The 26,325-nt window shown below is 61.6% G+C and carries 14 protein-coding genes; 7 read left to right on the forward strand and 7 right to left on the reverse strand.

Annotation, left to right across the window (positions count from 1 at the left end):
- The first annotated feature begins 217 nt into the window (after positions 1 to 217).
- The 3 genes from K8U03_15780 (at position 218) to K8U03_15790 (ending at position 4,985) form a co-directional block, all read left to right on the forward strand.
- Positions 218 to 1,357, forward strand: coding sequence for a hypothetical protein (locus K8U03_15780; GenBank protein ID MCE9606355.1), 1,140 nt, complete (start codon positions 218 to 220; stop codon positions 1,355 to 1,357).
- A gap of 598 nt (positions 1,358 to 1,955) precedes the next feature.
- Positions 1,956 to 4,613 (forward strand): hypothetical protein, encoded by a 2,658-nt coding sequence (locus K8U03_15785; GenBank protein MCE9606356.1) that lies wholly within the window; start codon positions 1,956 to 1,958, stop codon positions 4,611 to 4,613.
- Between the two features lie 27 nt (positions 4,614 to 4,640).
- Positions 4,641 to 4,985, forward strand: coding sequence for an autotransporter outer membrane beta-barrel domain-containing protein (locus K8U03_15790; GenBank protein MCE9606357.1), 345 nt, complete (start codon positions 4,641 to 4,643; stop codon positions 4,983 to 4,985).
- Between the two features lie 383 nt (positions 4,986 to 5,368).
- On the opposite strand, the gene K8U03_15795 is transcribed toward K8U03_15790, so the two are convergent.
- The 3 genes from K8U03_15795 to K8U03_15805 all read right to left on the reverse strand — a co-directional run bounded on the left by K8U03_15795 (position 5,369) and on the right by K8U03_15805 (position 10,170).
- Complete coding sequence (locus K8U03_15795; GenBank protein MCE9606358.1) at positions 5,369 to 6,214, reverse strand: pentapeptide repeat-containing protein; 846 nt, start codon at positions 6,212 to 6,214, stop codon at positions 5,369 to 5,371.
- 85 nt (positions 6,215 to 6,299) lie between these two features.
- On the reverse strand, positions 6,300 to 8,666 hold the full coding sequence (locus K8U03_15800) for an SUMF1/EgtB/PvdO family nonheme iron enzyme (GenBank protein ID MCE9606359.1): 2,367 nt from the start codon (positions 8,664 to 8,666) through the stop codon (positions 6,300 to 6,302).
- A gap of 55 nt (positions 8,667 to 8,721) precedes the next feature.
- Positions 8,722 to 10,170, reverse strand: a complete 1,449-nt coding sequence (locus K8U03_15805; GenBank protein MCE9606360.1) for an EF-hand domain-containing protein — start codon at positions 10,168 to 10,170, stop codon at positions 8,722 to 8,724.
- A gap of 432 nt (positions 10,171 to 10,602) precedes the next feature.
- Here K8U03_15805 and K8U03_15810 point away from each other — a divergent pair, with 432 nt between their 5' ends.
- From K8U03_15810 to K8U03_15825, 4 genes are all read left to right on the forward strand, one after another.
- A complete protein-coding gene (locus K8U03_15810; protein MCE9606361.1) occupies positions 10,603 to 12,423 on the forward strand; it encodes a CocE/NonD family hydrolase in 1,821 nt (606 codons plus the stop codon).
- 140 nt (positions 12,424 to 12,563) lie between these two features.
- Entirely contained in the window at positions 12,564 to 13,973 is a 1,410-nt protein-coding gene (locus tag K8U03_15815) for a DUF1501 domain-containing protein (GenBank protein ID MCE9606362.1), read from the forward strand.
- A 74-nt stretch (positions 13,974 to 14,047) separates the two neighbouring features.
- Complete coding sequence (locus K8U03_15820; protein MCE9606363.1) at positions 14,048 to 16,363, forward strand: hypothetical protein; 2,316 nt, start codon at positions 14,048 to 14,050, stop codon at positions 16,361 to 16,363.
- A gap of 121 nt (positions 16,364 to 16,484) precedes the next feature.
- Positions 16,485 to 17,579 carry an alpha/beta hydrolase fold domain-containing protein gene (locus K8U03_15825; protein MCE9606364.1) on the forward strand — a complete coding sequence of 365 codons (1,095 nt, stop codon included), beginning with the start codon at positions 16,485 to 16,487 and terminating at the stop codon, positions 17,577 to 17,579.
- A 62-nt stretch (positions 17,580 to 17,641) separates the two neighbouring features.
- Here K8U03_15825 and K8U03_15830 read toward each other — a convergent pair whose 3' ends face one another.
- From K8U03_15830 to K8U03_15845, 4 genes are read right to left on the reverse strand one after another with little or no spacing between them, the layout of a single operon-like run.
- Entirely contained in the window at positions 17,642 to 19,579 is a 1,938-nt protein-coding gene (locus K8U03_15830) for a DUF1549 and DUF1553 domain-containing protein (protein MCE9606365.1), read from the reverse strand.
- Positions 19,576 to 21,015 carry a DUF1501 domain-containing protein gene (locus K8U03_15835; GenBank protein ID MCE9606366.1) on the reverse strand — a complete coding sequence of 480 codons (1,440 nt, stop codon included), beginning with the start codon at positions 21,013 to 21,015 and terminating at the stop codon, positions 19,576 to 19,578. Before K8U03_15835 ends, K8U03_15830 begins: the two co-directional genes overlap by 4 nt.
- Before the next feature lie 47 nt (positions 21,016 to 21,062).
- Positions 21,063 to 24,146, reverse strand: coding sequence for a beta-galactosidase trimerization domain-containing protein (locus K8U03_15840; protein ID MCE9606367.1), 3,084 nt, complete (start codon positions 24,144 to 24,146; stop codon positions 21,063 to 21,065).
- Complete coding sequence (locus K8U03_15845) at positions 24,143 to 25,915, reverse strand: PQQ-binding-like beta-propeller repeat protein (protein ID MCE9606368.1); 1,773 nt, start codon at positions 25,913 to 25,915, stop codon at positions 24,143 to 24,145. The genes K8U03_15840 and K8U03_15845 overlap by 4 nt, the downstream gene beginning before the upstream one ends.
- Positions 25,916 to 26,325 lie beyond the last annotated feature (410 nt).

Consider the following 26,325-nt stretch of genomic DNA (forward strand, 5'->3'; position numbering starts at 1 on the left):
TGATCCGCAGCGCGGCGGAGCGAACCGTCGCAGGCTTGTGGCGCCGCTGCGGCGAACTCGTCACCCGCTTCCAAGAATCCGAATGCCGAAACTACTTCCGAAACTCAGGATACCGCTACAATTAATTGCAATGCGCTCTAATTCATCGAGCGCCGGCGTCGCAGCGCTTCCGTCGGCAGCTAGAATCATGTCGCGAACCTCTTTACAAGGAGCAGCGATGAGAGCGACGATCGGATTTGCCGCGGCATGTTTATTGTTACTCGGCGCAGGGGCAGATGCCGACGAGCAAGCCGCCGCCCGCGCGTTGCCTCCGATCGAGACTGCTGATTACGACGAGCAAGCTCGGTTCCGAGTCAACGGTCGCCCCTTCTTTCCGATTCTGCTTTACGACGCCCCGACCGACGACACGACCTTGGCGATGTTGCGCGAGTTCGGCTTCAACACCCTGACTTGCAAGCCCGACGCTACCGGCTCGTTGCCGGAGAAAGGTTTCTACGGCGCGGTGCACGGCGCGAAGACGACGGTGGAAACCTCGGGCATTCTGCTGGTGCTCGGGCCCGATAGCCCGGCGCTCTATTACAAGCAGGACTTATTGGAGCGTGTCGCCCAAGAGAACGGCAAAGCGAAGGGAGCGGTGCCGGGCCGACCGGTGATGAATGCGATCGGCTATTGGGAGAACGAGCCGAAAGGGGTCGTTGCCGGAGAACTTCCGTCGAAGTCCCATTACGAAGATCTCGTGGCGGCGATCGAAGTTTCGGCCCCTTATCTCTACCCAGTGCCGTATCAACCCACGGCGAGCGTCGGCGAGGCCGTTGCTCGCGCTAGGTCGGCCACGCAAGGAAAGAAACCGATCTTACCGATCCTGCAACTCTTCGCCTGGGAGGCCGGCACGCGCTACCCGACGGTGGCCGAGTTGCGCTCGATGACGTTTCTGGCGCTGGTCGAAGGGGCGAGCGGCATCGGCTACTACTCTTTCGGCTCGGTCACCGGCCGACCGAACCGGACGATCGCCGAGGTCGAGCCCGAACTCTGGCGGAGCGTGAAGCAACTCAATCGGGAAGTTGCGGAGATCGGGCCGCTGCTGCTCGGAACGAACGCCGCGCCGGCGCTATCGCTCACCGGCGGCGCTTCGACCGTGAAGTTCAAAGCGGCGAGCACCGGCGCCGGTTTTCCGGCCGTCGTCGTCAACTCCGCCGCGACGACTCAAGAAGCCACTCTCACGGCACGCAATATCACGACGGGAAACATCACGCTCGACGACGGGCGCACGATCGACGTTCGCGAAAGCACCGGCCGAATCACATTGAAGCCGTTCGAATCGCTAATCCTCCGCCGGTTAGACGAGCGCCGGCGTTAGATCTATGTCTTGGTAGCGGATTTTTCATTCCCGGTCTTCAGCGAGAGTGTCCCTACATCGCTGGGCCTGCGTTCTGCGGATGTAGTCGGATATGAGAAGCTGATTCACAAGTGCCTTGAAGTAAACTTGCACGGTGATTCGAGGAAGGCCGAAGACGCCGAAATACCTTCGGCCTGTGATACCGGGATGGACTCGCGCTCTAAAGAGGGTGTTTCGTCCACCAAGGTCAGTCGGGGCGACGGGGCGCCATTAGAACCGCTGTTGTTCGATGCGGTAGCATGGCCCGGGCATCTAGTCAGAGCGGTAAAGATTTTAGGACTTCGGAAAACCCAACCGACGCCGCTTTCGACTGGGAGAGAAAGGCGTTCGTTGTAAGGGTTGTAGGCCTTCTTTTGGTGATGGCGCTTTTCTTGGTTGTTCCAAAGCCGATACGCCGGCGACAATTTGTCGCAGACGCAACTGGTCAATTCCGAACCACTCCCTATACACGAGTATTTAATATTTAACTTTTGCGCCGTTGGCAGTTTCGATCCGAACGGATCGCGATCTCACCCGTCCGCGCATCTTGTTTAGCAACTTGGTTAGCAAAGGGTGGACCATGGACGGTTCCAGCGATCGTAGCGATTCTTCCGGCAGCCGAAGTCGTTCGACTTCGGGACGCACCCGAACTCGGGCGAGTTGGGCTACGAGCATCACGCTTGGCGTGCTGACGACGCTCTTGAGCGGGTCGACGGCGTGGGGGGCGAACCACGACGTCAATTCCGACGCGCAGCTCCGCAGCGCCATCACCAGCGCGGTCGCCGGCGACACGATCACGTTCACAGGCGACATCACGATCGCGGCCACCGATCTGCCGGCCGTGCAGACGAACGTCACGATCCTCGGCAACAATCATGCGCTCGATGGCGCCGGCGCATTCCGCGGGCTCTTCGTCGGCGCGTGGACGCCGGGCACCGCGACGCAGACGGCCGTCACGGTCGGCATCCAGGACCTCACCATCCAGAACGCCAAGGCGCTCGGTGGAGCCGGCGGTTCCAGCGGCTCCCAGGGGGCCGGGGCGGGAGCCGGCCTGGGAGGCGCGCTCTTCGTCGCAAACCAGGCCCACGTCACACTGACCAACGTCAATCTCGCCACGAACAACGCCGCCGGCGGCACCGGCGGGGGATCGACCGGGGTTGGCTTCGGCGGCGGCGGCGGGCTCGGCGGCAACGGCGGCAATGGTTCCATTGGGACCTTTGGTGGCGGCGGCGGGCTCGGAGTCGGCGCCAATGGCGGCACGAGTGGTGGTGCCGGATCGTCCGGAATCGCCACCGGCGCAGCGTCCGGTGCTGCGGCCCCGGGCGGCAGTGCCGGCGGCAGTGACGGCGGCGGCGGCAGCAGTGGGTTTATAGGGGGCGGCGGTGGGGTTAGCGGAGCTAGTCAGTCGGGCGGTTTCGGCGGCGGCGGTGCTGGTACAGGCGGCAACGGCGGCTTCGGCGGCGGCGGCGGCCCAGGCTTCGGCGGCGACGGCGGCGACGGCGGCTTTGGTGGTGGTGGTGGTGGTCGTGCTTTGGGCAATAGCGGCGTCGGCGGCTTCGGGGGTGGCGACGGTGGACTGGTCGTCAACGGCGGCGGCGGCGGCGGTCTCGGCGCAGGGGGCGCTATCTTCGTTCAGCAAGGGGGCACCCTGCTCGTCGGGGGCGCGCTCACCGTCAACGGCAACACGGTCACCGCAGGCGCCGGTGCCGGCGGCGGCGCCAATGGCTCGGCCTACGGCAGCGGCCTCTTCTTGCAGGGCAACGGCGGCACGATCAACTTCGCCCCCGGCAGCGGCCAGACCCAAACGTTCGCCGATGGAATTTATGACCAGACCGGAGTCACCGGAATCGCGGGAAATAGTTGGTCGCTCAACAAGAGCGGCGCAGGAACCTTGGTACTGAGCGGCACGAACGGCTACAGCGGCGGCACGACGGTGGATGCCGGACGCCTAGCCGTCAACGGCCTGCTCAACGGAAATGTGCTCGTGAATTCCGGCGGTACGCTCGGCGGCAACGGCTCGATCGCCGGCGACCTGATGAACAACGGTACCTTCGGGCCCGGCAACTCGATCGGCGCGCTGACGTTAACGGGCAACTACGCTGCCGGCAACGGCTCGACGACCGAAATCGAAATCAACAACGGCGGCACCACGGCCGGCGTGAACAACGACCGGCTGAACGTCACCGGCAACCTCACGCTCGATCCCGGCAGCACGCTGGCCGTCAAAGCCGCGCCGGGCACCTACGCCAACCACACGACCTATCGGATCATCACATTCACCGGCACGCGAACCGGCATGTTCGGCACCGCCACGATCGACCTGGCGAACACGAACTTGAACGTGCTGTACCTGTCGGGAGCGATCGACATCGAGCTGCTCATCGCCAGCTTGACCAACTACGCCGCGCTGGGCCAGACGGGAAACCAGATCAACACCGGCGCGTATCTCGACTCGCTCGGCGGCAGTCTGCCGACCGGCTTGGACCAAATTCAGTCGTTGTCGCCCGCCGCCGCGGCCAACGCTTTGCAGCAGTTGGGGACCGAGGTCAATGGTTCGCTGGCCCAGTTGGGCGCGCAGAACTCGATCTTCCAGTTCAACCTGCTCAGCCAACGTGCCGGCTCGGGATTGCCCATCGGCACGGACGGCACCTCGCTCGCGGCCGACGAGGATTGGTTCGACGATTCGGGCAGCACGGCCCAGGTGTTTCAAGTTTCGTACAACCAGCCAAGCGGCTCGCCCGCCGGTTCGAGCTTGTTCCGCGCCGCCCCGCGCCGCCCGATCTGGGGCGGCTGGGTGAGCGGCTATGGTTTAGGAGGCACGGCCCAAAGCGACGGCAACGCGAGCGGCGGCAGTTACGGACTCGGGGGCACGATCTTCGCCCTGGAACGCCGCTTGGACGAGTATCGCGTGCTGGGCCTGCTGGGCAGCTACTCCTACATGAACTTGAAGCTGAACCAGGTGAGGCAATCGTCGAACGTCAACTCCGGCCAGTTCGGCACGTATCTGCTCACGCAAGACGGGGCGAGTTACAACTTGCTGGCCGGCACGCTGGGCTTCGACGGCTATAGCAGCCGCCGGCAGATCAACTTCGGCGGCGTCAACGCCGTGGCCGACGGCGACTACAGCGGCTGGCAATCGAACGTCTACTTCGAGCGCGGCTGGAAACTATCGACGGGCCGGTGGTTGCTGCAACCGTACGGCGGCTTGCAATACAACTACCTGCGACAGAACAGCTAAGCCGAAACGGGAGCCGGCGGGCTCGATCTGGCGGTCGGCGGCACCGACTCGCACGCGCTGCGGAGCCTGCTGGGCCTGCGGACCTCGCGTCCCTGGGTGACGCGCGGCGGCCAGGTAATTGCGCCCCAACTGCGGGCCCTCTGGCTACATGAGTATCTGAACCCCGCAACCACGTTGAACGCAGGCTTCGCCTCGGCCGGCGGCAGCTTCAACACGCAAGGCCTGAACATGGGCCGCGACTGGGCCGTGCTGGGCACCGGCCTCACGTGGCAAGCTAACCGGCACCTGAGCGCGTTCGCCAACTACGACGTGCAGACCAACGCCAACCAGACGTTCAACGTCGGCTCCGGCGGCTTGCAGTGGGTGTGGTAAGCGGAGTCCTCTGCTCTCGTCCGACCACGTCGGCAATCGTTCGCATGCTCAACGGCCGCGCCACATGCATGAGACTTAATTCGTTGGTGCGGAGGCAGGTCGGGTCGGGAGTTGCGTAGGAAGTTCACCAGTCGCGTCCGCGACCCAGCCCACTGCGGCGGGTGAGCAGCCCGACCTCGGGCCACTGCCTTCCCTTTCAAGATTCTGCCGTCGGCACGCAAGCCGGTCGAGTTCGCTCGGCGCATCGCCGCCGACATGTCGAGCGTTCGAGTACCGATCAGGCGCAATAAAAAGGTAACGACGGGACGCCTTTAGAACTGGCCTGCGATGACTCAACAGGTTAGTCCAGCAAACCGATAACGAAACTTGTCGCACACGCGAGGTTATGGTTTGTTGGGTTTCGAGCGGCCGGCGATGAATTCCGCTTTCGTGACGTCGCCGTCTTGGTCGATGTCGAAAGCCACGAACGGTTTCGCTTCTTTGCCGGAAAGGACGCCGTCTGCGTTCGTATCGAGAGAGGTGAATTGCCGCTCGAGCGAGGCGGAAGCGGGAGCGTCGGGCACCGTGGTCGGCGAAGCGGGCAAAGGATTCACCGCGGGCTTTTCCTCGGCTGCGGCCGGCGGATCTTCCGTGAGCACCGCGTGGGCGGCGACCGGGTCGAACCGCGCGGGCCAGCGCGTTCGCCGGCTATATTTCGCCCCGCGATATACCGGCGGCGTGCCGTAGTCGGAGCTGCGCGAGAGATCGGCGCCGCGTAAATCGGCACCGCTGAAGTTGGCCCCGTTTAGGTTCTCGAATCCGCGGGCGTCGAAGAGCTTCGCTCCCATCATGCGCGCGTTTTGCAAGCTACAGCTTTGAAAGTTGACGCCCGTAAAGTCGGCATCCTTCGTAATGGCTCCCTGTAGGCTCGCGTTCGCCAGATTCGAGAAGCGGAAATCGGCGCCCGTCAGGTCGGCGTTGTTGAAGGCGGCGCTGATGAGTTTCGCCGCTTGAAAATTGCACCGCTGCAGAACCGCTTCGCGAAAACCGGCGAGGAACAGCGTGCTGTTTTCGAAGTTCGTGTCCGACATCTCTTTACCGTCGTACGTCTCTCGGGAGAGATCGGTGTTACTGAGATCGAGCTTATACTTCTTCACCTGCTCTTGAGCCGGCAGCACGTGGGCGAACGCCATGATCGACACGAGCACGACGCAGCATCGCACTCGATTCGGAGTCGGGAATCGCCGCATGGGAATCTCCTTACGTCACGGATGAATAAACAATGGGATGAATAAAGGCTGGATACGAATTTCTTCTCGATGCACGCTGGGTCGCCTACTGGGTCTTAGGTTCCTCGCCGGGCGCATCCTTCACTTCGCAAAGCACGCGAAACCCCAACGCCTTATAACGATAGTCGGGCGCAAACGATCTCCGCGCCGCTCGACGGCAGAAGCCGACGTCCGAAGTGTAGTCTCCCCCACGCGCGGAACGCTCACGCCCTTCCTTCGGGCCGGCGTAATCCTTCGCCACGAGATTCTGAGCCGCATAGGCGAACCGCTGGGGGTCGTACCAGTCGAGGCACCACTCCGAGACGTTGCCGTGCATATCGAACAAACCTTGCGCGTTGGGCGCATAAGATCCGACGGGCTGCGTGCGCCCGAGCGACGCACTCAACGGCGAATCGGCATAAGGTCGATCGCCGCGAATGTTGGCCTGTTCGGACGTGATTTGATTGCCGCAGTGAAACGGCTTCAACTCTCCTCCCGTGCAAGCGAATTCCCATTCGCATTCGGTCGGCAAACGATAGAACCTTCCGGCGGCGATCTCGACCGGCAGCTTGTTAAGCCGGACGCAAAAATCGATCGCCTCGTTCCAACTCACCTGTTCGACCGGATGCCGATCGGTGTATCCGGCAGCGGGAGAAAAGAGAGCCGGGTTTTTTCCCATGACCTTGAGGAACTCCGCTTGAGTGACCTCGTAAGAACCAAGAAAGAACGGCCGGCTCGATTGCACGGGCTGGAGCCGTTCATCGTCTCGTCGGGTCGGCTCCTCGTCCGGCGAACCGCTTACATAGGATTTGTCCATACTCAGGCGGACGAACTTCATGCCGATGGAATTGACCATCTCTCCCTCCGACAACCCGAGATCCTTCGCAACGTCGGCAGCGTGGGGGCCGGCCTGCTTCACTCGCAACACGCCGAACGAACCGGTTGGGCCGGGCCCGCTGATGCGCCGCGGAGTTTGCTCGGTGCCGGGCGCGATGCGCTGGGCGGAATACGGAACGGCGAGTTTCAAGTACGCATAGAGCTCGTCATCGTCGACGATTCCATCGAGGTTGAAATCCGCCTTGCCCGACCATGCCGCTGCCAACGCTAAAGTAAAGGTCCCGTAAGTCCGTGCGGCAGACTCCGCGGGCACTTCCCCCGATCGACAACTGAGAATCGTGGTGATTCCGGGAGCGTAGGTCAGCGGCTTTTCGAACGACGCACCAAGCGGTCCCTCGGCATTCGTCGGCTGTTCGGCGTAGGTGAATCCTTCGAGCAACAGCAACTTGCGACGGGTCTTAAACTTGCCGATCGATTTAATCACGTCTTCGATGCTCACGCCGGTTTGGGCAGGTTGCTCGGCATCGAAATCGAGCGGGCAGAGATAACCTCGTCCGTCGAACGTCGTCACGCGTCCCGAGAAGTAGAAGATCGCCGTATCTTGCTCCACGGCGCGCTTCGACCTATTCGAATAGAGAATCGGCAAGATCGTCTTGGTCGGATGATTATCCTCGTCCTTGTCGTCGTCGGCGGAAACGAGTACGTCGATCTTCGTTTTGCCGAGGCCGAGCTTCGCGACCGTGGCCTCCATAAGATGAATATCGGGCGTGCCGCAGGGGAGCTTGCGATCCGGATATTGCGTCACTCCTCCGAGCGCGATCCAGACCTTACCGGCATCGAAGCGACTCACGAGTTCTGATTCCTCGCTTGGCTTCGAAGCCGACTTCTTGCGTTCCAGCGCGCTGCCGATCAGGAACTCCTCGCGCGTGACACGTCCGTTAGCGTCGACGTCGAACGTCTCTAATCCGAGCATTTCGCTTCCCGACAATCGGCCGTCTTCGTTACCATCGAGTTGCAGGTAGCGCTGAAGATCCTTCTGCTTCATCGCGTCGAGCGCCTCCGTGTCGCCGAGAGTCTCCTCGGAAAGTGCCGCGAAGTTCGCAGGCTTGAGAGCAGCCGGTTCCATCGCGCGACCGGCGCGAAATTCATCGAGTACGATTCGGCCGTCGCCGTTCGCGTCGTACTTTTCGACTCCTTTCTTTTCGGTTCCCGTGAGGATGCCGTCTTCCGAGATGTCGCGGACTCGAAACGCTTCGTCGTCTTCACGTTCACGCACGACCTCGGCGAGCATGCGGCGCTCGCGCTCGTGCATCGCGAGAAATTCATCGCGGGTCAGAACATCGTCGCCATCGGCGTCGCCGTAGTCGGGAAAGTTTTCACGCTCTTTGCCGGTGAGCATTCCGTCGGCGTTCAGATCGGCGGCGACGAAACGGGCCTCCAAGTCGGAATTCGGCGTCGCCGGCGGCTCCGCCGCGAGCGACAGTTGAATCGCTCCGTGAACGAGGACGAATGCGGCGGCCGTGAAGAATCGGCAGCCGAAGGCCGTAAGCCGCCGTCCGTTCAGTCTGCTTCGAAAGAAACGCTTGCAAGGCTTCATGCGCAGTCTCCTCGGTGCCGCATCTTCTTCGGAATCCGACGATCTTGCGGTCGAGCTACTTCGCCGCTTTCATACTGAAGCTCGTGATGTGGGCTTTCAGGCCCACGATTTGAAACGTGATCGTGGCGGTTACGGGAGTCTTTTCGGCTTCGATGTCGTATTCAATTTGAAAGTTCGGCCGCGGTTTCCCTTGGTCGTCGAGTCGACTGATCACGCCGTTCCATTCCACACTCTTAACCTCCCCCATCGCCAAACGATTTCGCTTGAAATAGGCCTGCACCTTCTCGAAGCCGAGTTGTTTTTGAACTTCGGGATAGAAGAGCGCAAACGCTTCCTGGTCTTTCTCCGCGATAAGCAACTCGATAAACCGCTTCCCTTTCGGGCCGTAGAACTCACCGAAGCGCAAAGCCGTCGGTTTGCCGTTCTCAGTCAACAGTAAGGCCGACAACTTTTCGTTGATGTCGTCCGCTAGCGGGGCTCTGATTTGTAGCGCCTCGATGCGCCCATCGACGGTGCCGGTTCGCAGTTTGGCTTTGCCTTGCGCAAATGTGGCGTCAACGACCGTTTCTCGGAGGCGTTCTCCTTTGAGCTCGAGATCGGCCTCAACGACCAAGTCGTTTTTTCCCGGCATCGTGATCTCGCCGTACTCCGAGCGAAACGTGTCGACGAGAAACTGCACGACGAGTTCATCGATTTCCGATTTCCCGCGTTCGTTGATCTCCGCAAACAGCGGCTTGACATCCCCGGTTTGAAATGCCGAAACCAAAACACCGATGTACTTCGGCAACGTCGACGGCTCATCCGTGGGCACATTCTTCGGCACGGCGGCTCCTGCATCCGAAGACGTGGGCTTAAGCATTCCAGCGACGAATTCGGCTTTCGTAACGCGGCCATCTTGATCGGTGTCGAAGGCTTTATACACGGGCCTTAATTCGGAACCGCTCAGTCGATCGTCTTCATTGCCGTCGGCGACGCGGAACATCTGCTCGGCGCGGGCGCTATCGGCGGATCTCAGGGCCGATGCGGCGGCCGCACGTTGGGCTTCCGCTCTCATCAGGGCGGCAGAGGGAGAAGTTATGTCCGGCACCGGCTCCGACTTCGACTTCGACTTCGATGCGAAACCTCTCAGGAATTCTTGCTTGGTGACTTGCCCATCCTGGTCGGCGTCGAATTTCTCGAAGCCCTTCACTTCCTTGCCGGATAAAAATCCATCTTCCGTGATGTCTCGTTGAGCGAACAATTTCACGGGATCGATCGACGACCCTTCGTTCGGAGACGATGCTTTCTCGTATTCGGCGCGTGTGACCTTGCCGTCGCCGTCGGCATCGCGAGCCGCGACGCCTTTTGCCTCTAGGCCCGAGAGGACTCCGTCTTCATTGATGTCGAGTCGCTCGAACGACTCGGCGGCGGAAGTCTGGGCACCTAGGCTTCTCGGAAAACATGCGGCAACGCAGAGCACCGCGAGCAACAGTCGACTTCGATCGAACATCTCACGGCATCTCATGGTTGTCGCTCCGAAAATGAATGGCCTTGTAGGATAAGAATCGCGACATGCCGACATGCCTCTCGGCGAACGAGTCCCGCCCTTGAATTCGCCGACGGTCGAAACTTAACGATTCGTTATCTTAACAACCCCCACGTTGTAGGGACGAAAAATCTCCTTTTTAATCGCTTTTGCTGCGTGCGGCGCCGCACGAATCGAACCGTCCGTTTAACCCGACACACCAGATGATTAATATCAGCCGATTGGGACGGTCGATCTCAACGGCGCAACTCGGCCGCATGAACAGGTCCGATATCAAGGCCTGCTACGCATGATGGCACCGGCCATTCTTCCGTCGAAGGTCGCATCGAGAGCATAGCGGAAGCAACTCGAGGCCGCTTGAAGCCCCGACATCATCGCGAACCACATATCCCAATGAACGTCGAGAACCTAATGAATCTCCATCGGCAACGAATCCAGAAGACGTTGATCTTGGGGATGATTCTGATCGGCCCGAGAGAATTAGCCGCACAGCCTCCTCAGGCCGGCAAATACTCGGCGCCGGACTACCAAGTGATCGAGGCGCGCAACGAAAAGGTCCGGATGCGCGATGGCGCTCAGTTGGTCGTCGACATCTTTCGACCGGACGCCGAGGGGCGGCATCCCGCCGTGCTCTGTCAAACGCCGTACAACAAAGACGGCCTCGCAACGCGGGCCAAGTGGTTTGCGAGTCGCGGCTATATCGTCGTGAATTCCGATTCGCGCGGACGGTTCAACTCCGAAGGAGAATGGGATCCGTTTTCCTCGCTGCACAAAACCGACGGTTACGATCTCGTCGAGTGGATCGCGAAACAACCTTGGTGTAACGGGCGAGTCGGTACTTACGGATCGTCGTACATGGGTTGGACCCAGTGGTGGACTGCCACGCAGGCTCCACCGTCGCTCAAGTGCATCGTCCCTGAAGTCGCGCCGCCCGATCAGTTCTTCAACGGCCCATATCAGAACGGTATTCTCGTTAGCTGGGCCGTCGACTGGGCCGGGGCGATGGCCGGCCGCACGCCGAACATCATCGGCAAGGGAGCCTACGGGGGCTTCGCCGCGACGCGTGACGTCGACTATCGGCTGACTCCCTACCTCGAACTCGACGATCGTCGCAAGCACGGCCATACCAAGTGGTTCGATACTTGGATCCGGCAGAACACGGCCGCAGGCGACTACTGGAAGGCCATCGCCTACCAAACACCGGCCGCTTACGCTCGTGTGCAGGTTCCGTCGCTGGCGATTTCCGGCTGGTTCGACGCCAACTTCCCCGGCACGCCGATGAACTACTCGGCGATGAAACGCTATGGCGGCACGCCCGAAGCGCAGCGCCCGAGAATGGTCATCGGACCGTGGGACCACAGCGTCAACCGCAATCGGATCGCCACGGGAGTTGACTTCGGAGCGCAGGCGATCATCGACTGGGACGGCTACGTCTGTCGCTGGTTCGACTACCACCTCAAGCAACGCGACAACGGCTTGCTCAACGACCCACCGGTCCATGTGTTTGTCATGGGACGAAACGAGTGGCGAGCCGTTGCCGATTGGCCGCTCCCCGAAACACGGTGGACGAAGTTCTATTTTCACAGCGGCGGCAAGGCGAATAGTTCCGCCGGCGATGGGATACTCAGCACCACCGCTCCCCAAGACGAGCCGCCCGATCATTACACGTACGACCCGGACGATCCCACACCATCGGCACCATTCGCCAACGGCCACATCGACGGTCCTCGCGACGTGAAGGCTAGCGCGGCGCGATCCGACGTCTTGGTCTACACCACGCCCGTCTTGGAAGAGGAAGTCGAAGTCGTCGGCCCGATCGTGGCCCGACTTTTCGCAGCCAGCAGTGCGCGGGATACCGATTGGATGGTCCGTCTGATCGACGTGCATCCGGACGGTACCGCCGCCTTTTTGAGTGAAGGGGTGATGCGGGCGCGGCATCGCGATCCCCATCGCGACGGCGCATTCAACGCCGAGGTCTTAAGCACGCTGGAACCGGACGTAACCTATCCCTACACGATCGAATTCTGGCGCCCCACCGGCAAAGCGTTTGCCAAGGGACATCGGATTCGTGTCGAGGTATCGAGCAGTTACTTCCCGTTCTACTTGCGCAACCTCAACACGGGGGCCGATAACATCGGCCTGGAAACGAAATCCGTGGTCGCACGACAGACCATTCATCACGATCGCGAGCGAGCGTCCTACCTCATGCTTCCGATCATTCCGCTTCGTTAACTTGCATATTCGGGCCAAGCGGCGAGTGCCGTTCGCGGATTGAGTTCAACTCGCACAGGGGACTTTTAGTTGCGGCGTGGCGAGCCGGGCAATAGATTAGTATCGACTGATGTGTTCCTGCCTTTATCAAGGTTCCGCCGATGCTGACCATCCCCGGAGCGGATTCCTACTCCCGCGATCGCATCTCTCGCCGCAGCTATCTGCAAATCGGCGGGCTGGCGCTGGGTGGAATGTCGCTGGCCGAAATTCTTAAGGCGGAAACGGTTGGCTCGCGCAAGACGGCCAAGGGCATCATCATGGTGCTGCTGCCCGGCGGGCCTTCGCATATCGATACGTTCGATCCTAAGCCGGAAGCTCCGGTAGAAATCCGCGGCGAGTTTCGGCCGATTGCGACCAACGTTCCCGGAATCGACATCTGCGAGTTGCTGCCCAGGCTGGCGAGCATGGCCGACAAACTGACGCTCGTTCGCTCGCTCGTCGGCTCTCGCGACGACCATAACACGCATTGGTGTACAACCGGTTGGGAGTCGCACCCTGCGATGGATGCGTCGCCGGTGATCCCCGGATTTCCGCCGGGCGATTGGCCGTCGATAGGATCGGTTCTGTCGCGGCAGTTCGGATCGCGCGTCGCCGGAATTCCGCCGTGCGTGGACCTTACCCCGATCGATATCGATGCCAAGTTCATTCTGCGCACGCCTCCTGCGCAGCCCGGGTATATGGGGGCGGCGCATGCCGGGTTTCAGGTCAACGCAGTCGATCGCCGGAACATCATGCTTAACGACGTAAGCCTGCAACGGCTTTCCGACCGACGCACTTTGTTGGCCGGGTTCGATCGATTTCGTCGGCAGGTCGAGCGAGACGGCGTAATGGATGGGATCGACGAGTTCAATCGACAAGCGTTCGAGGTGCTTACGTCGCCGCGATTGGCCGAAGCGCTGGACCTTAGCCGCGAAGATCCAGCGACGCGCAGCCGCTACGGCTTGGATCGGAGTTACCCTACCGAGCGCAACGGCAAGACGTTGCTCGATCAGTTTCTTTTAGCGCGGCGGGTCATCGAGGCCGGTGCGCGATGCGTTACCTTGGCTTTCAGCCGTTGGCCGTTCGGTCGTATTCTCAAAGGAGATTACAACTGGGACTGGCACAAGGACTTGTTTTCGCACGCTCGCGGAACGCTTCCTTTGTTCGATCTCGGCCTGTCGACCTTGATTCAAGACCTAAACGAACGAGGCTTGCTGGACGATATCGCCGTGGTTGCTTGGGGCGAATTCGGGCGGACGCCGAAGATCAATGCCGATGCCGGCCGCGACCATTGGCCCAAAGTCTGTAGTGCGCTGCTGGCAGGAGGCGGTTTGCGCTGCGGCCAGGTCATCGGCTCGACGACACGTTGGGGTGAAGAGCCGAAGACCCGGCCGGTTCATTTCCGCGAGGTGTTTGCCTCGCTCTATCAGCGATTGGGGATCGATGTTGCCACCGTCCAATTCAAGGATTTAGCAGGTCGGCCGCAATACCTCGTGGGCGATCACCGGCCGATGCCGGAGCTCGTAAGTTAAACCACTCGCCGGGAAGATCTAGCCGCGTCGGGCCGATCGTAAGACTGCTCAATCTACTTCCGAGGGCTAACGCGATGACTCGAAGCGCAGCGACCATCGTTCGCGTCACGATGCTCGGAGTCCTATTCGCGACGACGTTCGACTCTCTCCCGGCCGGCGAATGGTCGAAGTTGGTGGAAGACGGGATCGGACCGCGGCAGTCGCCGGCTCTGTTTTGGTCGCCCGAACGAGGACGGTTCGTGCTCTTGGGTGGCATCGTCTCACATGAGCAGAAGGGGACATATCCGTACGGCGTGCTGACGTTCGATGCCGCTAGGCAGCAGTGGCAAAACGACCTGCCGCCAGGTGCCGAGAAGCGTGGAGGCGAAGTCGGCCCGGTCATCGATCCCGGCTTCAAGTCGCCGTACTTCGAACTCATCGATCGCGATGGAATCGTGCGGCCGCATCCCCATCATGCGCTGCTCGGCGATCAATTCGCTTACGCTCCTTGGGACGGCAAAGTCTATGCCTTGATTTGCGGTCGCACGCTTCGCTACGATCCCGTCGCGCGCGGCTGGCTCGATCTTCAGCCGACCGGCGGCCCGGCCCCGCTCAGTCGCAGCTATAAGGAATCGCTTAACTGGGGCGCGCTGTGCGCCGATCCCGTAAATCGCGAGATCGTGCTGTGCGGCGGCTGCGGTTTGTCCGTCGACGGGGCCGGCCCGGGCACGTGGGTCTATTCGACCGAGAAGAACGAGTGGCGAGATTTGAAGCTGCGCGTGCAACCTCCGTCGCGAGCCTTGTCGCCGCTGGTCTTCGATCCCGTTTCGAAGAAGATCTTGCTCTTCGGCGGCGACGGCCTCGACCAGTTGCGGGCCGACACTTGGCTCTACGATCCGGCCACGCGCACTTGGGAAGAACGGACCCCGCCGATCGGCCCGTCTCCCCGCTTCGGCCATGCCCTGCTGTACTTGCCGCAGAGTCGCAAACTGCTGCTGGTCGGCGGCAACGGTTACACCTCCTCCGTTTCATATCAGGCCTTGCTCTACCGTCCGTTGCCGTGGGAGATGTGGACGTACGACGCGGTCGCCGACGCTTGGGAGCTGATCCAACACGCCGAGCAAGACGTGCCGCGGCCGAATCCAGTGCGCGAGTTAGCGGCAGCGGTCAATGATCGAGACGAACTATTGCTCGTCACGACACGCCAAGGAAATCAAACACCGCCGGCAACCTGGCGCTGCGCGGTCGATACCAGTCGCACCGATCGCGCGGCAACGCTTCGCCGCGGTGTGAAGCCGCACACGATCGAGCATCGCACCGGTCCTTATGATCCCGCGTGGTACGAGCAGGATGTTCCTCCCGCCGACCCCAAGGAGACCGCAACCATTTTGGAGCGGCTGCCCGTCAATCGCTGGACGGCGATCGAATGCCCGAAGTGGCCGCACAACCGGATGGGAGGAGGTTGGAGCACCGTCGCCTTCGATTCCGATCGGGATCAAATTCTGCATCTCGGCGGCGGACACAGCTCGTACTTCGGCAACGACGTCGCCCATTACGACATCGCCACCGCCCGCTGGAGCATCGCCTGCCGACCGCAGTTTGCCCTGAGCTACAACTACGACTTAAGCGGGCCCGGTCCCTGGGCTTTCAACAACGCACCGTGGGGGAATCACAACTATCGGGCCTACACCTACGATCCCGTCTGCAAACGTTTGGTTAATCTCCGCGCACCGAACCACACGCTCTGTTACGACCCGATCGCGCGCAAGTGGCCCAGCGGCGAGCAAGTGGCTGCGCCCTGGCCGGTTTCCAAATACACCTCCGTCGTTTGTTCGACGCCGCGCGGCGTGGTCGCTTGGGTACAGAATCCGGATCAGTGGAAGATGGGTTTGTTTCTACTTGAAAAAGGCCGGATCTGGACTCCGCTGCCGGTGAACGGCGACTCACTGCCGCACACGGTGACCGACGGATCCACTTTGACTTACGATGCCAAACGGAATCAACTTTTGATGACCACGAGCAGCGATCAGGAGCCGCTAGGACAACTATGGACCTACGATCTGACGACCGGCCGAGTCGTGAAACGAAATCCGATCGGGATGAAAGCCCTGCCCGGAAAACGATTTGCCCGCGAAGCAGTATTTCTTCCTCACGACGACTTGGTCCTGTTCGGATACCGGTTCAACGGCGCGACACCGATTTACGATCCCACAAGCAATACTTGGTCGACGGTGGAACTGCCGGGAAGCGAATTCATGACTCGCACCGAGCCTGGAGCATCGGTCGATCTGGGACTCGCCTACGATCCGAAGCGAGGCTTGGTATGGGCCGTGATGTGTCAGCTCAAGCCTGGCGCGCTGCAACTATTGCGAGTCGACCGTTCGTCGCTCTCGTTGAAGCCTTTGGAATGAACTCCGTTTTCTTTCAAGAGATGCCGCCATGCGATCCATTGCCCCGTTCGTCGTTAGAAATCGCTCCGTTGCCGGCCGGTGTCGTGCGACGTGGCCCGCTATGATCGTCGCGGCCTTGCTCATGAGTTCATCGTCTACTTGGTCTCAGCAGGCGGCGCCGGCTCCGGAGGCGCGGGTGGATTTGTTCACGCGCTTGGACTTGAACAAAGACGGCAAGGTAACGCGCGAAGAACTTCCCGAGCGGCAGAAGCCGAACTTCGGCCGCATCGACACGAACGCCGACGGCGCGATCTCGCGCGAAGAGTTGACGAAATACGTCGGTCCGTCGAGGCCGCAAGCCGACGCCGCGCTGAAGCCGACGCATGCCGACGTCGCTTACGGCCCACACGAGCGAAACAAAATCGACCTGTATCTTGCCGACTCGAAGACGCCGACGCCGCTAGTGCTCTTCATCCACGGCGGCGGCTTCATGACCGGCGATAAGCGATCAGTCGGCTCCGGGACGGTGGGAGGCTACAATGCGCAAGGCTGGTCCGTCGCCGCGATCAACTATCGCTTCACCGACGTCCTTCCCGCGCCGGGCCAGTATCTCGATTGCGGTCGCGCCCTTCAGTTCATCCGGCACAACGCCGAGAAGTGGAACATCAATCCGAAGCTGATCGCCTCGACCGGCGGCTCGGCCGGGGCCGGCACCTCGATGTGGTTGGCGTTTCACGACGACCTCGCCGACCCGAAGAGCGACGACCCGATCGCACGGCAATCGACCCGGCTGACATGCGTGGTCGTGTCGAACGGTCAATCATCTTACGACCCACGGTTCGCGGAGAAGGCCGGCATCCCGCGCCCCAACTTCGAGCGGCACGGCTTCTTCGAACCGTTTTACGGCATCAAGCGCTCCGAGGCCGATACGCCCGAGGCCTATCGCCGCTACGACGAGGCGGCACCCATCACCTATCTGACGAAAGAGGATCCGCCGGCCATGCTCGTCTATTCCTACGCGAACGAAGAGGTGACCGCGACCAGCGACCTCGGGCTGGTCGTGCATCATCCCAAGTTCGGCATCGCGCTCAAGGAGCAGATGGACAAGCTGGGGATCGAGTGCGTGGTGCAATATCGCAACTCGACAGGAAACGGAATCGTCCGCCACGGCGGCGGAGAACCAACCACAGGAGTCGGCTTTATACTCAAGCACTTCGCAGCGGCAAGTAAGCCTTGACCTACGCGAAGCGAAACAAAACAGTCTTGGAACGAACTCCGGGATCGCAACATCCGACGAATTCAATCGACGTAGGCGAACTCGTTCAGATTGAACAGCGCCAAGCAAAGATCGGCGAGGCCGGCGCCGTTTGAGGCGACGAGCGCTTGGGCGTCGACGACTTCGGCATCGCTCGGCCGACGCCCGAGACAAGCGAGATACAACGTTTCAATCTGCCGTTGAACTTCGCGCGGAGCGTCCTCTTGGAGTTTCGCGGCCGAGTCTGCCGCCGCTTGCAGGGCGAATTCCGAGTTCAACAACACCAGGGCCTGTGGGGCCGTCGTCGAATGGTTTCGTTTCGGACAACTCGCAATCGTGTCGGGTCGGTCGAAGGCGTCGAGCATCGGAAGCCGCAGATTGCGCCGCACGAACAAGTAGATGCTGCGACGACGATGATCTGCTTCGTTGGGGCTGGTTTTCCAATGGTCCTTACGAATGGCGGACAACAACTCTTTTGGCAACGGCGGCATCACCCCAGGCCCCCCTCCTTGGCGATTCAATCGACCGGAGATCGCCAACATCGCGTCTCGAAGCTCTTCGCCGTCGAGCCGCCGGCGAGGGTAGTGCGACAGCAGCCGATTGCCCTGATCCTTCGCTGCCGATTTCGCGCCCGCCTGACGATAGACCGACGACGTGACGAGCAGCCGGTGCATCTCCTTGAGATTCCATTTTCGCGCCACCAACTCCGTCGCCAGCCAGTCGAGCAACTCGGCATGGCTCGGCTCGTCGCCGAGGTAGCCGAAGTCGCTCGGTGTCCGCACCAAGCCTTCGACGAAGTGTTGCTGCCAAATGCGGTTGATCAACACGCGAGACGTCAGCGGATGGTCGGACCTCGTCAACCAGCGGGCCAATGCCGTGCGCCGACCGCTGCCCTCCATCCGCCGCGAGTCGATCGGCTTCGACTCCGTCGTCAACGACACTTGCATCGGATTAGCTACGCGCGGAAAGCCCGGGTCGACCGCGGGGCCGGGACTTTGAAAGTCGCCTCGCAGCAACATCCGGCTCGCCGGCCAAGGGCCCGGCGTCTCACGAAACATGCGCCTCACGTCCGGCTTGCCGTCGTCCTTCGCGTCGTCTTCTTCTTTGAGTTGCTTCGAGAGAAAACTCGCCGTTTCGAAGCAGGCCCGCAGACGATAGAAGTCGGCTTGGCTGAGCGGCTCGTACTTGTGATCGTGGCATTGAGCGCAGCCGAGTTGCAGCCCCAGCAAGGTCGCACTCACGGTGCCGGTCAACTCGTTCAGCAGCATGCTCCGGCGCTCGTCTTGCCGATTTAGGTCGGGCATGTCGGGCCCGCACAACAAGAAGCCGGTGGCGACTGCCGCTCCGGAATCGTCGGGCCGAAGCTCATCGCCGGCGATCTGCAACCGAATGAATTCGTCGAGCGGCAGATTGCGGCGAAAGGCGTCGATCACCCAATCGCGATAGCGCCACGCATCGGGCCGAACGTTGTCGTGCTCATAGCCGTCGGTATCGGCATAGCGAGCCAAGTCGAGCCAGTGTTGCGCCTGTCGTTCGGCGTAGGCATCCGAGGCAAGCAATCGATCGATGACGGCAAGATACGCCGCATCGATCGCAGACGCAGAACGGGCTTCGATCGCGCCGGTAAACTCTTCGATTTCCTGCGGCGTCGGCGGGAGTCCGGTCAGGTCGAACGTCACGCGTCGCAATAGCGCCGCGGCAGCGGCCGGCGGAGCGGGCGTTAACCTTGCGGCTTCCAGCTTCGCCAAGATGAACCGATCGATCGGCGTACGGCACCAAGCGACGTTTTTTACCTCGGGTAAAGCCGGTCGCACCGGCGGCACGTAGGCCCAATGCTCGCGATCGGAATCGTTCAGAGGAAGCTCGGTCTTCGCGGCCTCATCGGCGCGGCCGATGTTCCGTGTTGTGCATACCAACAGCACAAGCAAGCTCGCGAGAAAGCAAGACAGCGCGCGGCAGAGATGAATCGGCGGAGTTCTCATACCAGGATCTCCGTCACCACGCGCCCCGCGACATCGGTCAGCCGTTCGTCGCGGCCGTTGTGCGCGTAGGTCAACTTCGTGTGATCGAAGCCGAGGATGTGCAAGATCGTCGCATGCAGGTCGTGAACGTGGACGGGATTTTCGACGGCTCGCAAACCAACGGCGTCGGTCGCTCCGTAGGCCATGCCGCTCCGCACGGCGCCGCCAGCCAGCCAGATCGTATAACCCCACGGGTTGTGATCGCGGCCGGTTCCCTTTTCGTTCATCGGCATCCGACCGAACTCCCCTCCCCAGATGACGAGCGTATCGTCCCAGAGGCCGCGGCGTTTCAAATCTCGCAGCAATCCCGCGATCGGTCGATCGACCGCGCGACACAATGGACCGTGGTTCTTGTCGATGTCGTTGTGAGCGTCCCAACCGTTCGTGTCGCCCGAGTAGAGTTGTACGAAGCGGACGCCTCGCTCGATCATTCGCCGCGCCAACAGACACCGCGTGCCGAACTCCTTCGTCTCTTTGCGATCGAGGCCGTAGAGTCGCTCGGTCTCTTCCGTCTCGTGCGAAAGGTCGACGAGCTGCGGCGCGGCCGACTGCATGCGGTATGCAAGCTCGTAGGCTCGAATGCGCGCCGTGAGTTCGTCGTCGCCGGCGCGGATCGCGAGATGCTCGCGGTTGCGACGGGCGATGAAGTCGAGAATGTTGCGCTGCCGCTCGGCAGTCAACGTCGCCGGAGGTTGCAGATGCAAGATCGGATTCGCGCCGGGCCGCACCGGTGTTCCTTGATGCGAGGCGGGGAGGTAGCCGGAACCGTAAGCAGGCGGCCCCCCTTTCAAACCGCCGGCCGGGTCGGGCATCACCACGAACGCGGGCATGTCGGTATTCTCGGTCCCAAGGCCGAAGCTGATCCAACTGCCGAGGCTCGGCTTACCGGTGAGAATGCTGCCGGTGTTCATCTGATAGACCGACTGCGGATGGTTCACGCTGTCGCCATGGCAACTGCGAACGACACACAGGTCGTCGGCGAGGGCGGCGATCTCCGGCAGATAGTCGCTTACGTGTAGGCCCGACTGCCCGCGAGGGCGCAACGGACGAACCGGCGGTAAGAGCGGGTTCGTCGCCACTTTACGCCGCGTCATCACTTCGCCGAACTCGGCCGGCAATGGTTGCCCGGCATAACGAATCAGGTCGGGCTTCGGGTCGAACAGATCGACATGACTCGGCCCGCCGTGCATGAACAAATAGATGACGCGCTTCGCCCGCGGCGCGAAGTGTGGGCCCGGCCGTATCGCGTCGGTCGAGGCCGCAACGCCTTCATCTCCCAGCAGCGCGGCAAGCGCGACCGCGCCGAAGCCGCCGCCGACCTCGCGCAGAAACGTTCGTCGCGACGAACCACCCACCGGCGGCGCGGACCTGGACTCCGTGCTAAGGTTGCGAGCCATTTTTAGGTTCCATTCACGACTCCGAACCGTCTGCGCGCGATAAGCCGTTAGCGTAAGATGATCGAGTCGACGACCATCGCGGCGGGAGGGGGCGTTTCGATTTCGATGCGGCCGTCGTGTAGTTCCCATTTCAACGGGCCGTGCAAGGCCGAGGTCACTTCGCGAACCGGTCGATCGACTTGCACCGACAAGCGGCCCGGCGCCTTCGAGAGCTCTTCCGGCTTGCTCGTGTAGATCGCGATCAGTACGGCGGTGCCCGAGGCGTGGTCGAACCGCGTTACTTCCGACTCGGGACAATCGAACTCGGTTTGCGAGCGGCCTAATTGTCTCAACACCGGCGCCGCCAGCCATGCACGGGCCGGACTTTTCGCACCGCCGCCGACGCGGAACGTTTCCCCCGTCGTGACGCCGAGCAAAATCGTTCGTCCTCGGCCGAGCGCGTTCACGACGACCGCTCCTTCGCCGCCGTCGTAGCGGGCGATTAGTTTGCCGGTCGTCGGAGTGAGAATATATTTCTGATCTCCGGCCGCGGCGGCCGGCAAATCAATCGCCGCGTATTCGTCCGAGGCGTCGAACATGATCCGCGTGCGCGATTTCGTATCGTCGACGGTCGCCAAGCGCTGCGCAGCTCCGAACAATTCGACGGTCTCCGGCATCCGATCGCCGTAGACGTCGTCGAGCGCGGCGCCGGCTGAACCGATCAGCAAACCTCCTTGTTCGACCCAACGACGAACTGCCGCCAGATGCCGCCGCTCTAAATTCAATCCCCCGATGAAGAGCGCTTGGTACGACGCGAGTGTCGCATCCGTGAGGTCTTCTTCGATCACTACGTCGACCGGGATCTGCGAGTTTCGCAAGCCGAGGAACGTCCACATCCAATCTCGATTGAGCCAGACTTGCTTACCGCTCACGATCTCATGGCTGCGGTTGTATAAGATGGCGGTGCGTCGCGGTTCACGCTTCCCTTTGCCGACGATTTCATCCGCCGGCCCCAGAGCGTGCGTTCCTTGCATGACCGAGAGATATTGGCCCTCCATCTCGCTCCACGCGTTGCTTCCTTCGGCCCAAGCGTCGATCGGCCCCCAATCGTAGAGGTGTAGAATCGAGATCCCTTGGCTGACGCAGGAAAACATTTTTTGCGCAGAGTAACCGCAATTGCTGCCGACGTAGAAGCCCGCCGGATAGCCGCGCGTTCGCACTCCGCATTCGACGATCGCCGCGTAGAACGTGGTGCATTCGGTCGCCGGAGTATTCAAGCCCCAACTCCCGCCGGTGGCCCAATCTTCGCCCCAACCCAAAGTCTGCGCGCCGGCGCGCGGTAGCAAGAACCAATCGGAGCCGTTCATGTCACGGCCGGTCAAGAAGAGCGGATGGGGCGAATAGTTGTTATAGATTTGTGCGCCGGGCGTTTTCTTTTCGACGGCCTTCACGAGCCGCGCGTAATGTGGAATCGTCGCCACGTGACAGTAACGCTGCGAGCAGTAGAACAAGCGCCGCTCGAAGCGACCCGCATCGTCCGGTAGCACGTCCAAGCAATCGACGTGGCGTAGATCGTCGACACCGAAGAACGTCCGTAGATCGGTCCCGAGCAGCCGGACTTGCTCGCGTAAATAGTCATGGAACCCGGCGCGTAGGAAAGGGTCGGCGTTGATCGTCGCCGCGGCGGTATGCGTCGAAATCTCGTCGCCGAGTTTGACCTTCTTCGACTGCGCGTCGTCGAAGAGATCGTATTTTTCATTGACTGCGCGCGGCGCGCCGGGGACCCAATTCACGCCGAGCTTGGCGAGCATCTCGGCGGCGCGAGCGATATGGGCCGGGCCGGTGCGGCAACTCGACAACACATGAATGTGTTTCGGCTTAGGATGATCGGCCTTCACGCCGAGCGTGCGGGCCGCTTCCTCCGCCCAAGAAAAATACTTTTCGACGATCGCTTCTTCGGGAATGAACGCCGCAATGAGTTCTTTATTCCAAACGCCGCTCATCGCCGCAGCGGCCGACTCGCGATGGTGAAAGCTGCCGTGCGGCATGCGGAACATGCACCACTTGTCGCCGACCGCGGTTTGCAACGTGCCGACGACCGATGCTGGGTGCGGATACCACGCGAGTTGCACTTCGACCTTCCCGCGCTCGAGACCGGTGAACGACGTGCGCCACGTCGACCAGGGCCCTCCGCCGGGGAGAATCTGCTCGCGAACGTCGATGAACGGCGACCACTCCGTCGCCGGAACCTTTGCGGCGCCGGGGACCGAGTCGTACCACAGGGGTTCGGTGCCGCTCGGCACGCGACGGCCGGCCCAGTGATAGGTCAGATTGACATGGAACGAAACCGGCTGCTTCGCGCCTTCGAGCACGCGGTAGCGAAGGAAGACCCCGGCCAGAGTGTTGTCCTTTTTCACTTCGGAAAAGCTCGGGCGAAACGTGAGAGACGGCGTGAGGAAGACCGCATCGATGCGAGCCGTCGGGTCATTGCTTGCCAAAGAGAGTCGCTGCGGCCCGGTAGGGAGTTTCAGTTCCCAGTATTCCCAGACGAACATTCCCCTGTCGGGCAACGTGTTCAGTTGCACTTCCGACTCGAATCGGATCGGTAATTTCCGCTCCTGCTCTTTGCCGAGCGCGTTATCGATCAGCCGCACCTTGCCGAACGTGTGCGATGCGGCGGCTCCGGCCGAAGCGTAGGTCGCCGGCTCGGCGGTTCCTTCGCGGCGAAGCGGCTCGAGCGTTGCCGTCGCCGGATGCGATTCGGCGATGCCGATCCAATGACGGAGATATATCCGATAAGTTCCCGGCTTGGGCACGTCGATCAGCGTCGAGATCGGCTGGCCCTCGCGCGGCGAGACGAACCCGCGCTCTTCTTTCCAGCGATAGTTTTTGCCTGGCGACTTCCGGCGCGCATCCAGCGGTTCGACCCCTTCCCAACTTGCAAGCAGCGTGAGATGGCTGTCACGCAAACCGTCGAGGTCGTCGGTAGTCGCTTTGCCTTTGAGATCGCTCAAGATGTCGGACGTCAGGTCATCATCGAGTCCGCCGCGCGGTTTTTGGGCCGGGGCCGGAGCGACGACGAATAACGTAGCGCAAACGAACGTGATCCAAGTCGAAGCACGAGAAAAACGGACTAGAGGCAAACGAGTCATCGTTGCTTCGCTCCGGGAGGCGAGAGTCGATACAAAAATCCGTCGGCGTCGGTCGTCAGAAAAAACGTTTGCCGCTGCACCGAATCCGCAGCGATCGCGGCCACGAGGTCTTCCGCCGACGGGGCCTTTTCCGGCTGTGTCCAGGTGACGGGCAGCGACGTCACGACAGGTCGACCCGTCGGACGCGAGGCGAGACGAACTTCCCATTTCGGCTTCAGATCGTCGCCGAGCAGCACCGCCTTGCCGTCTAAGTCGAGCAGCGCCGGACGCGGCGCTCCGTCTTGCACGACGATCTCGACGCCGACGATCCATGTCGGCCGTGTGGTCTCGACAAGGATCGAGCCCGTCTGCGGATCGAGCGCGACGATCCGATTTTGTTTCGTGACGACAAGCACGCGCCCTGCATGTTCCAACGGCGGTTGCAGTAGTCGATCGCCCGCCGCGAACCGCCACTTAGTCGAGCCATCACGCGGGTCGATTGCCGAAAGGGTTTCCTCTTTGGGGGAAAACACGAGCCGCAAGCCGCCGGCTTTTGTAATCGGTCCGGCAACGCTGCCGGCGAGCGCGACGCGCCAGAGCGGCTTACCGTCGGCCAGCGCGAGAGCGAACAATTCGCCCCGCTCGTTCCCCGCTACGACGCGATCACCGTCGATTTTCGGTTGTGTCGTGATCGGCGAGGTTTCGGTTGCCCCCCAAACTTCCTTGCCGGCGATATAACGAGTCAGTCGCGCGCCTGCGACCGTGACGGCACCCGACTTGTCGTCTACATCGAAGGCCCAATTCGCCGCCACGGCGACGGGAGCCAGAGGAGTTTCTTTACCGTCGGTCCAAGCGATCTCGGCCAGCGATTTCGTCCAACGAAACAGCCGCGGCTCGGTGCCGTTCGTCCCTCGGACGGTGTCGTTCGCCCCTGGGCTCACGACATATTGCTCGATCCGCTTGGCTCCCGCGGCCGGAGCTTTCGGAATGCGAATTCGCCAAGCTTCGCGGCCGGTCGCCGCATCGAGGGCCGCAAGTTCATCGTCGACCAAGTACGCTAACCGGTTCCCGTTAGCGGCCAACAGAGCGACGCGCGCCGGGGCGAGTCGGACGAAATCGTGAATCCGTTTGTCTCCCAACGGCAGGCGAAAGAGGGCCGTGAGTTGTTCGTGGAACTCTTCCCAGGGGACACGCTCTTTGACGATGACCGATTCCGAACCTTCTTGCGAGAACGTGACTCGAAATCGACACGCTTGATCGAGAACCTGTATTTCGACGACGGCTCGCGCAGGGATCGGTTGTGAAGAGGCGGACGACAACGTCGGCGACCAACCGGCGCTGCATGCCGCGGCCAGCGTGATCGCTTTCAGAGGAGGCACGATCTTTTCGCGTCCGACCGTGAGGGCATCGCCGAATCCCGGCTTGTCGGCGATCTTGGCCGCGTTCGCGACGACGACTTCGCGAAATTCGATTTGCAGGGGGAGCGGTGCGGACGGCGAGGCGGCTCCGTAGCCGATGCGGAATCCATTCAGCAAAGTGACGAACGGTGAGTACCAATGCGGCACGCCGCTCAGCGTTCCTTTCGGATTGGGAGCATGGGCGATCAGCCGCGCGGTCCCTTGCGGACCGTCGAACATCAGAGCATACGCTTCGGCCTGGTTGCCGTAACCGACCGTGACGATGCTGAGCCATTGCTTCGGGTCGACGCCGGCCGGCACTTCGTTCCAGACGCGCGCCGTCGCCAGCGGCTTAGCCGAGCACCATTCTTGAGCATTTAGTTCAGCGGCCATTTCCTGAGCCGTCCCGCGAACTTGATCTACGGTTCCGAGGTCGAAGCAGGAGACGACGAAGTTGGGGACCGTTACGGTTTCGGCGGCAAACGTGCTTGAGCAGAAAACGTTGATCGCGAGGACTATGAAGAGATGCGTCGCCGTACAGCGGTGCGAAATCGAGGACGAACGAGGGAGCATGTGAGAGCCGTTGTGAAGATCGAGCGGCGTGCCGATACGGAACCCGAGCGGTCGCCATTCTAATAACGGGTCGCTCGCAACTGCATCAGAAAAACCGTGGGAATCCCTGCCTCGATTCGCGGTATCCGAAGGGATTTCGGAGGCGTAGCGCCGCAACTCGGCTGGATATCCCGGAAGAGAGTCACGCTCCCGTTCTATTGACGAGTCAGCGCGGTATCGAGTGGCTCCTG

It is taken from the genome of Planctomycetia bacterium (assembly GCA_021413845.1).
Lineage (GTDB): Bacteria > Planctomycetota > Planctomycetia > Pirellulales > PNKZ01 > PNKZ01.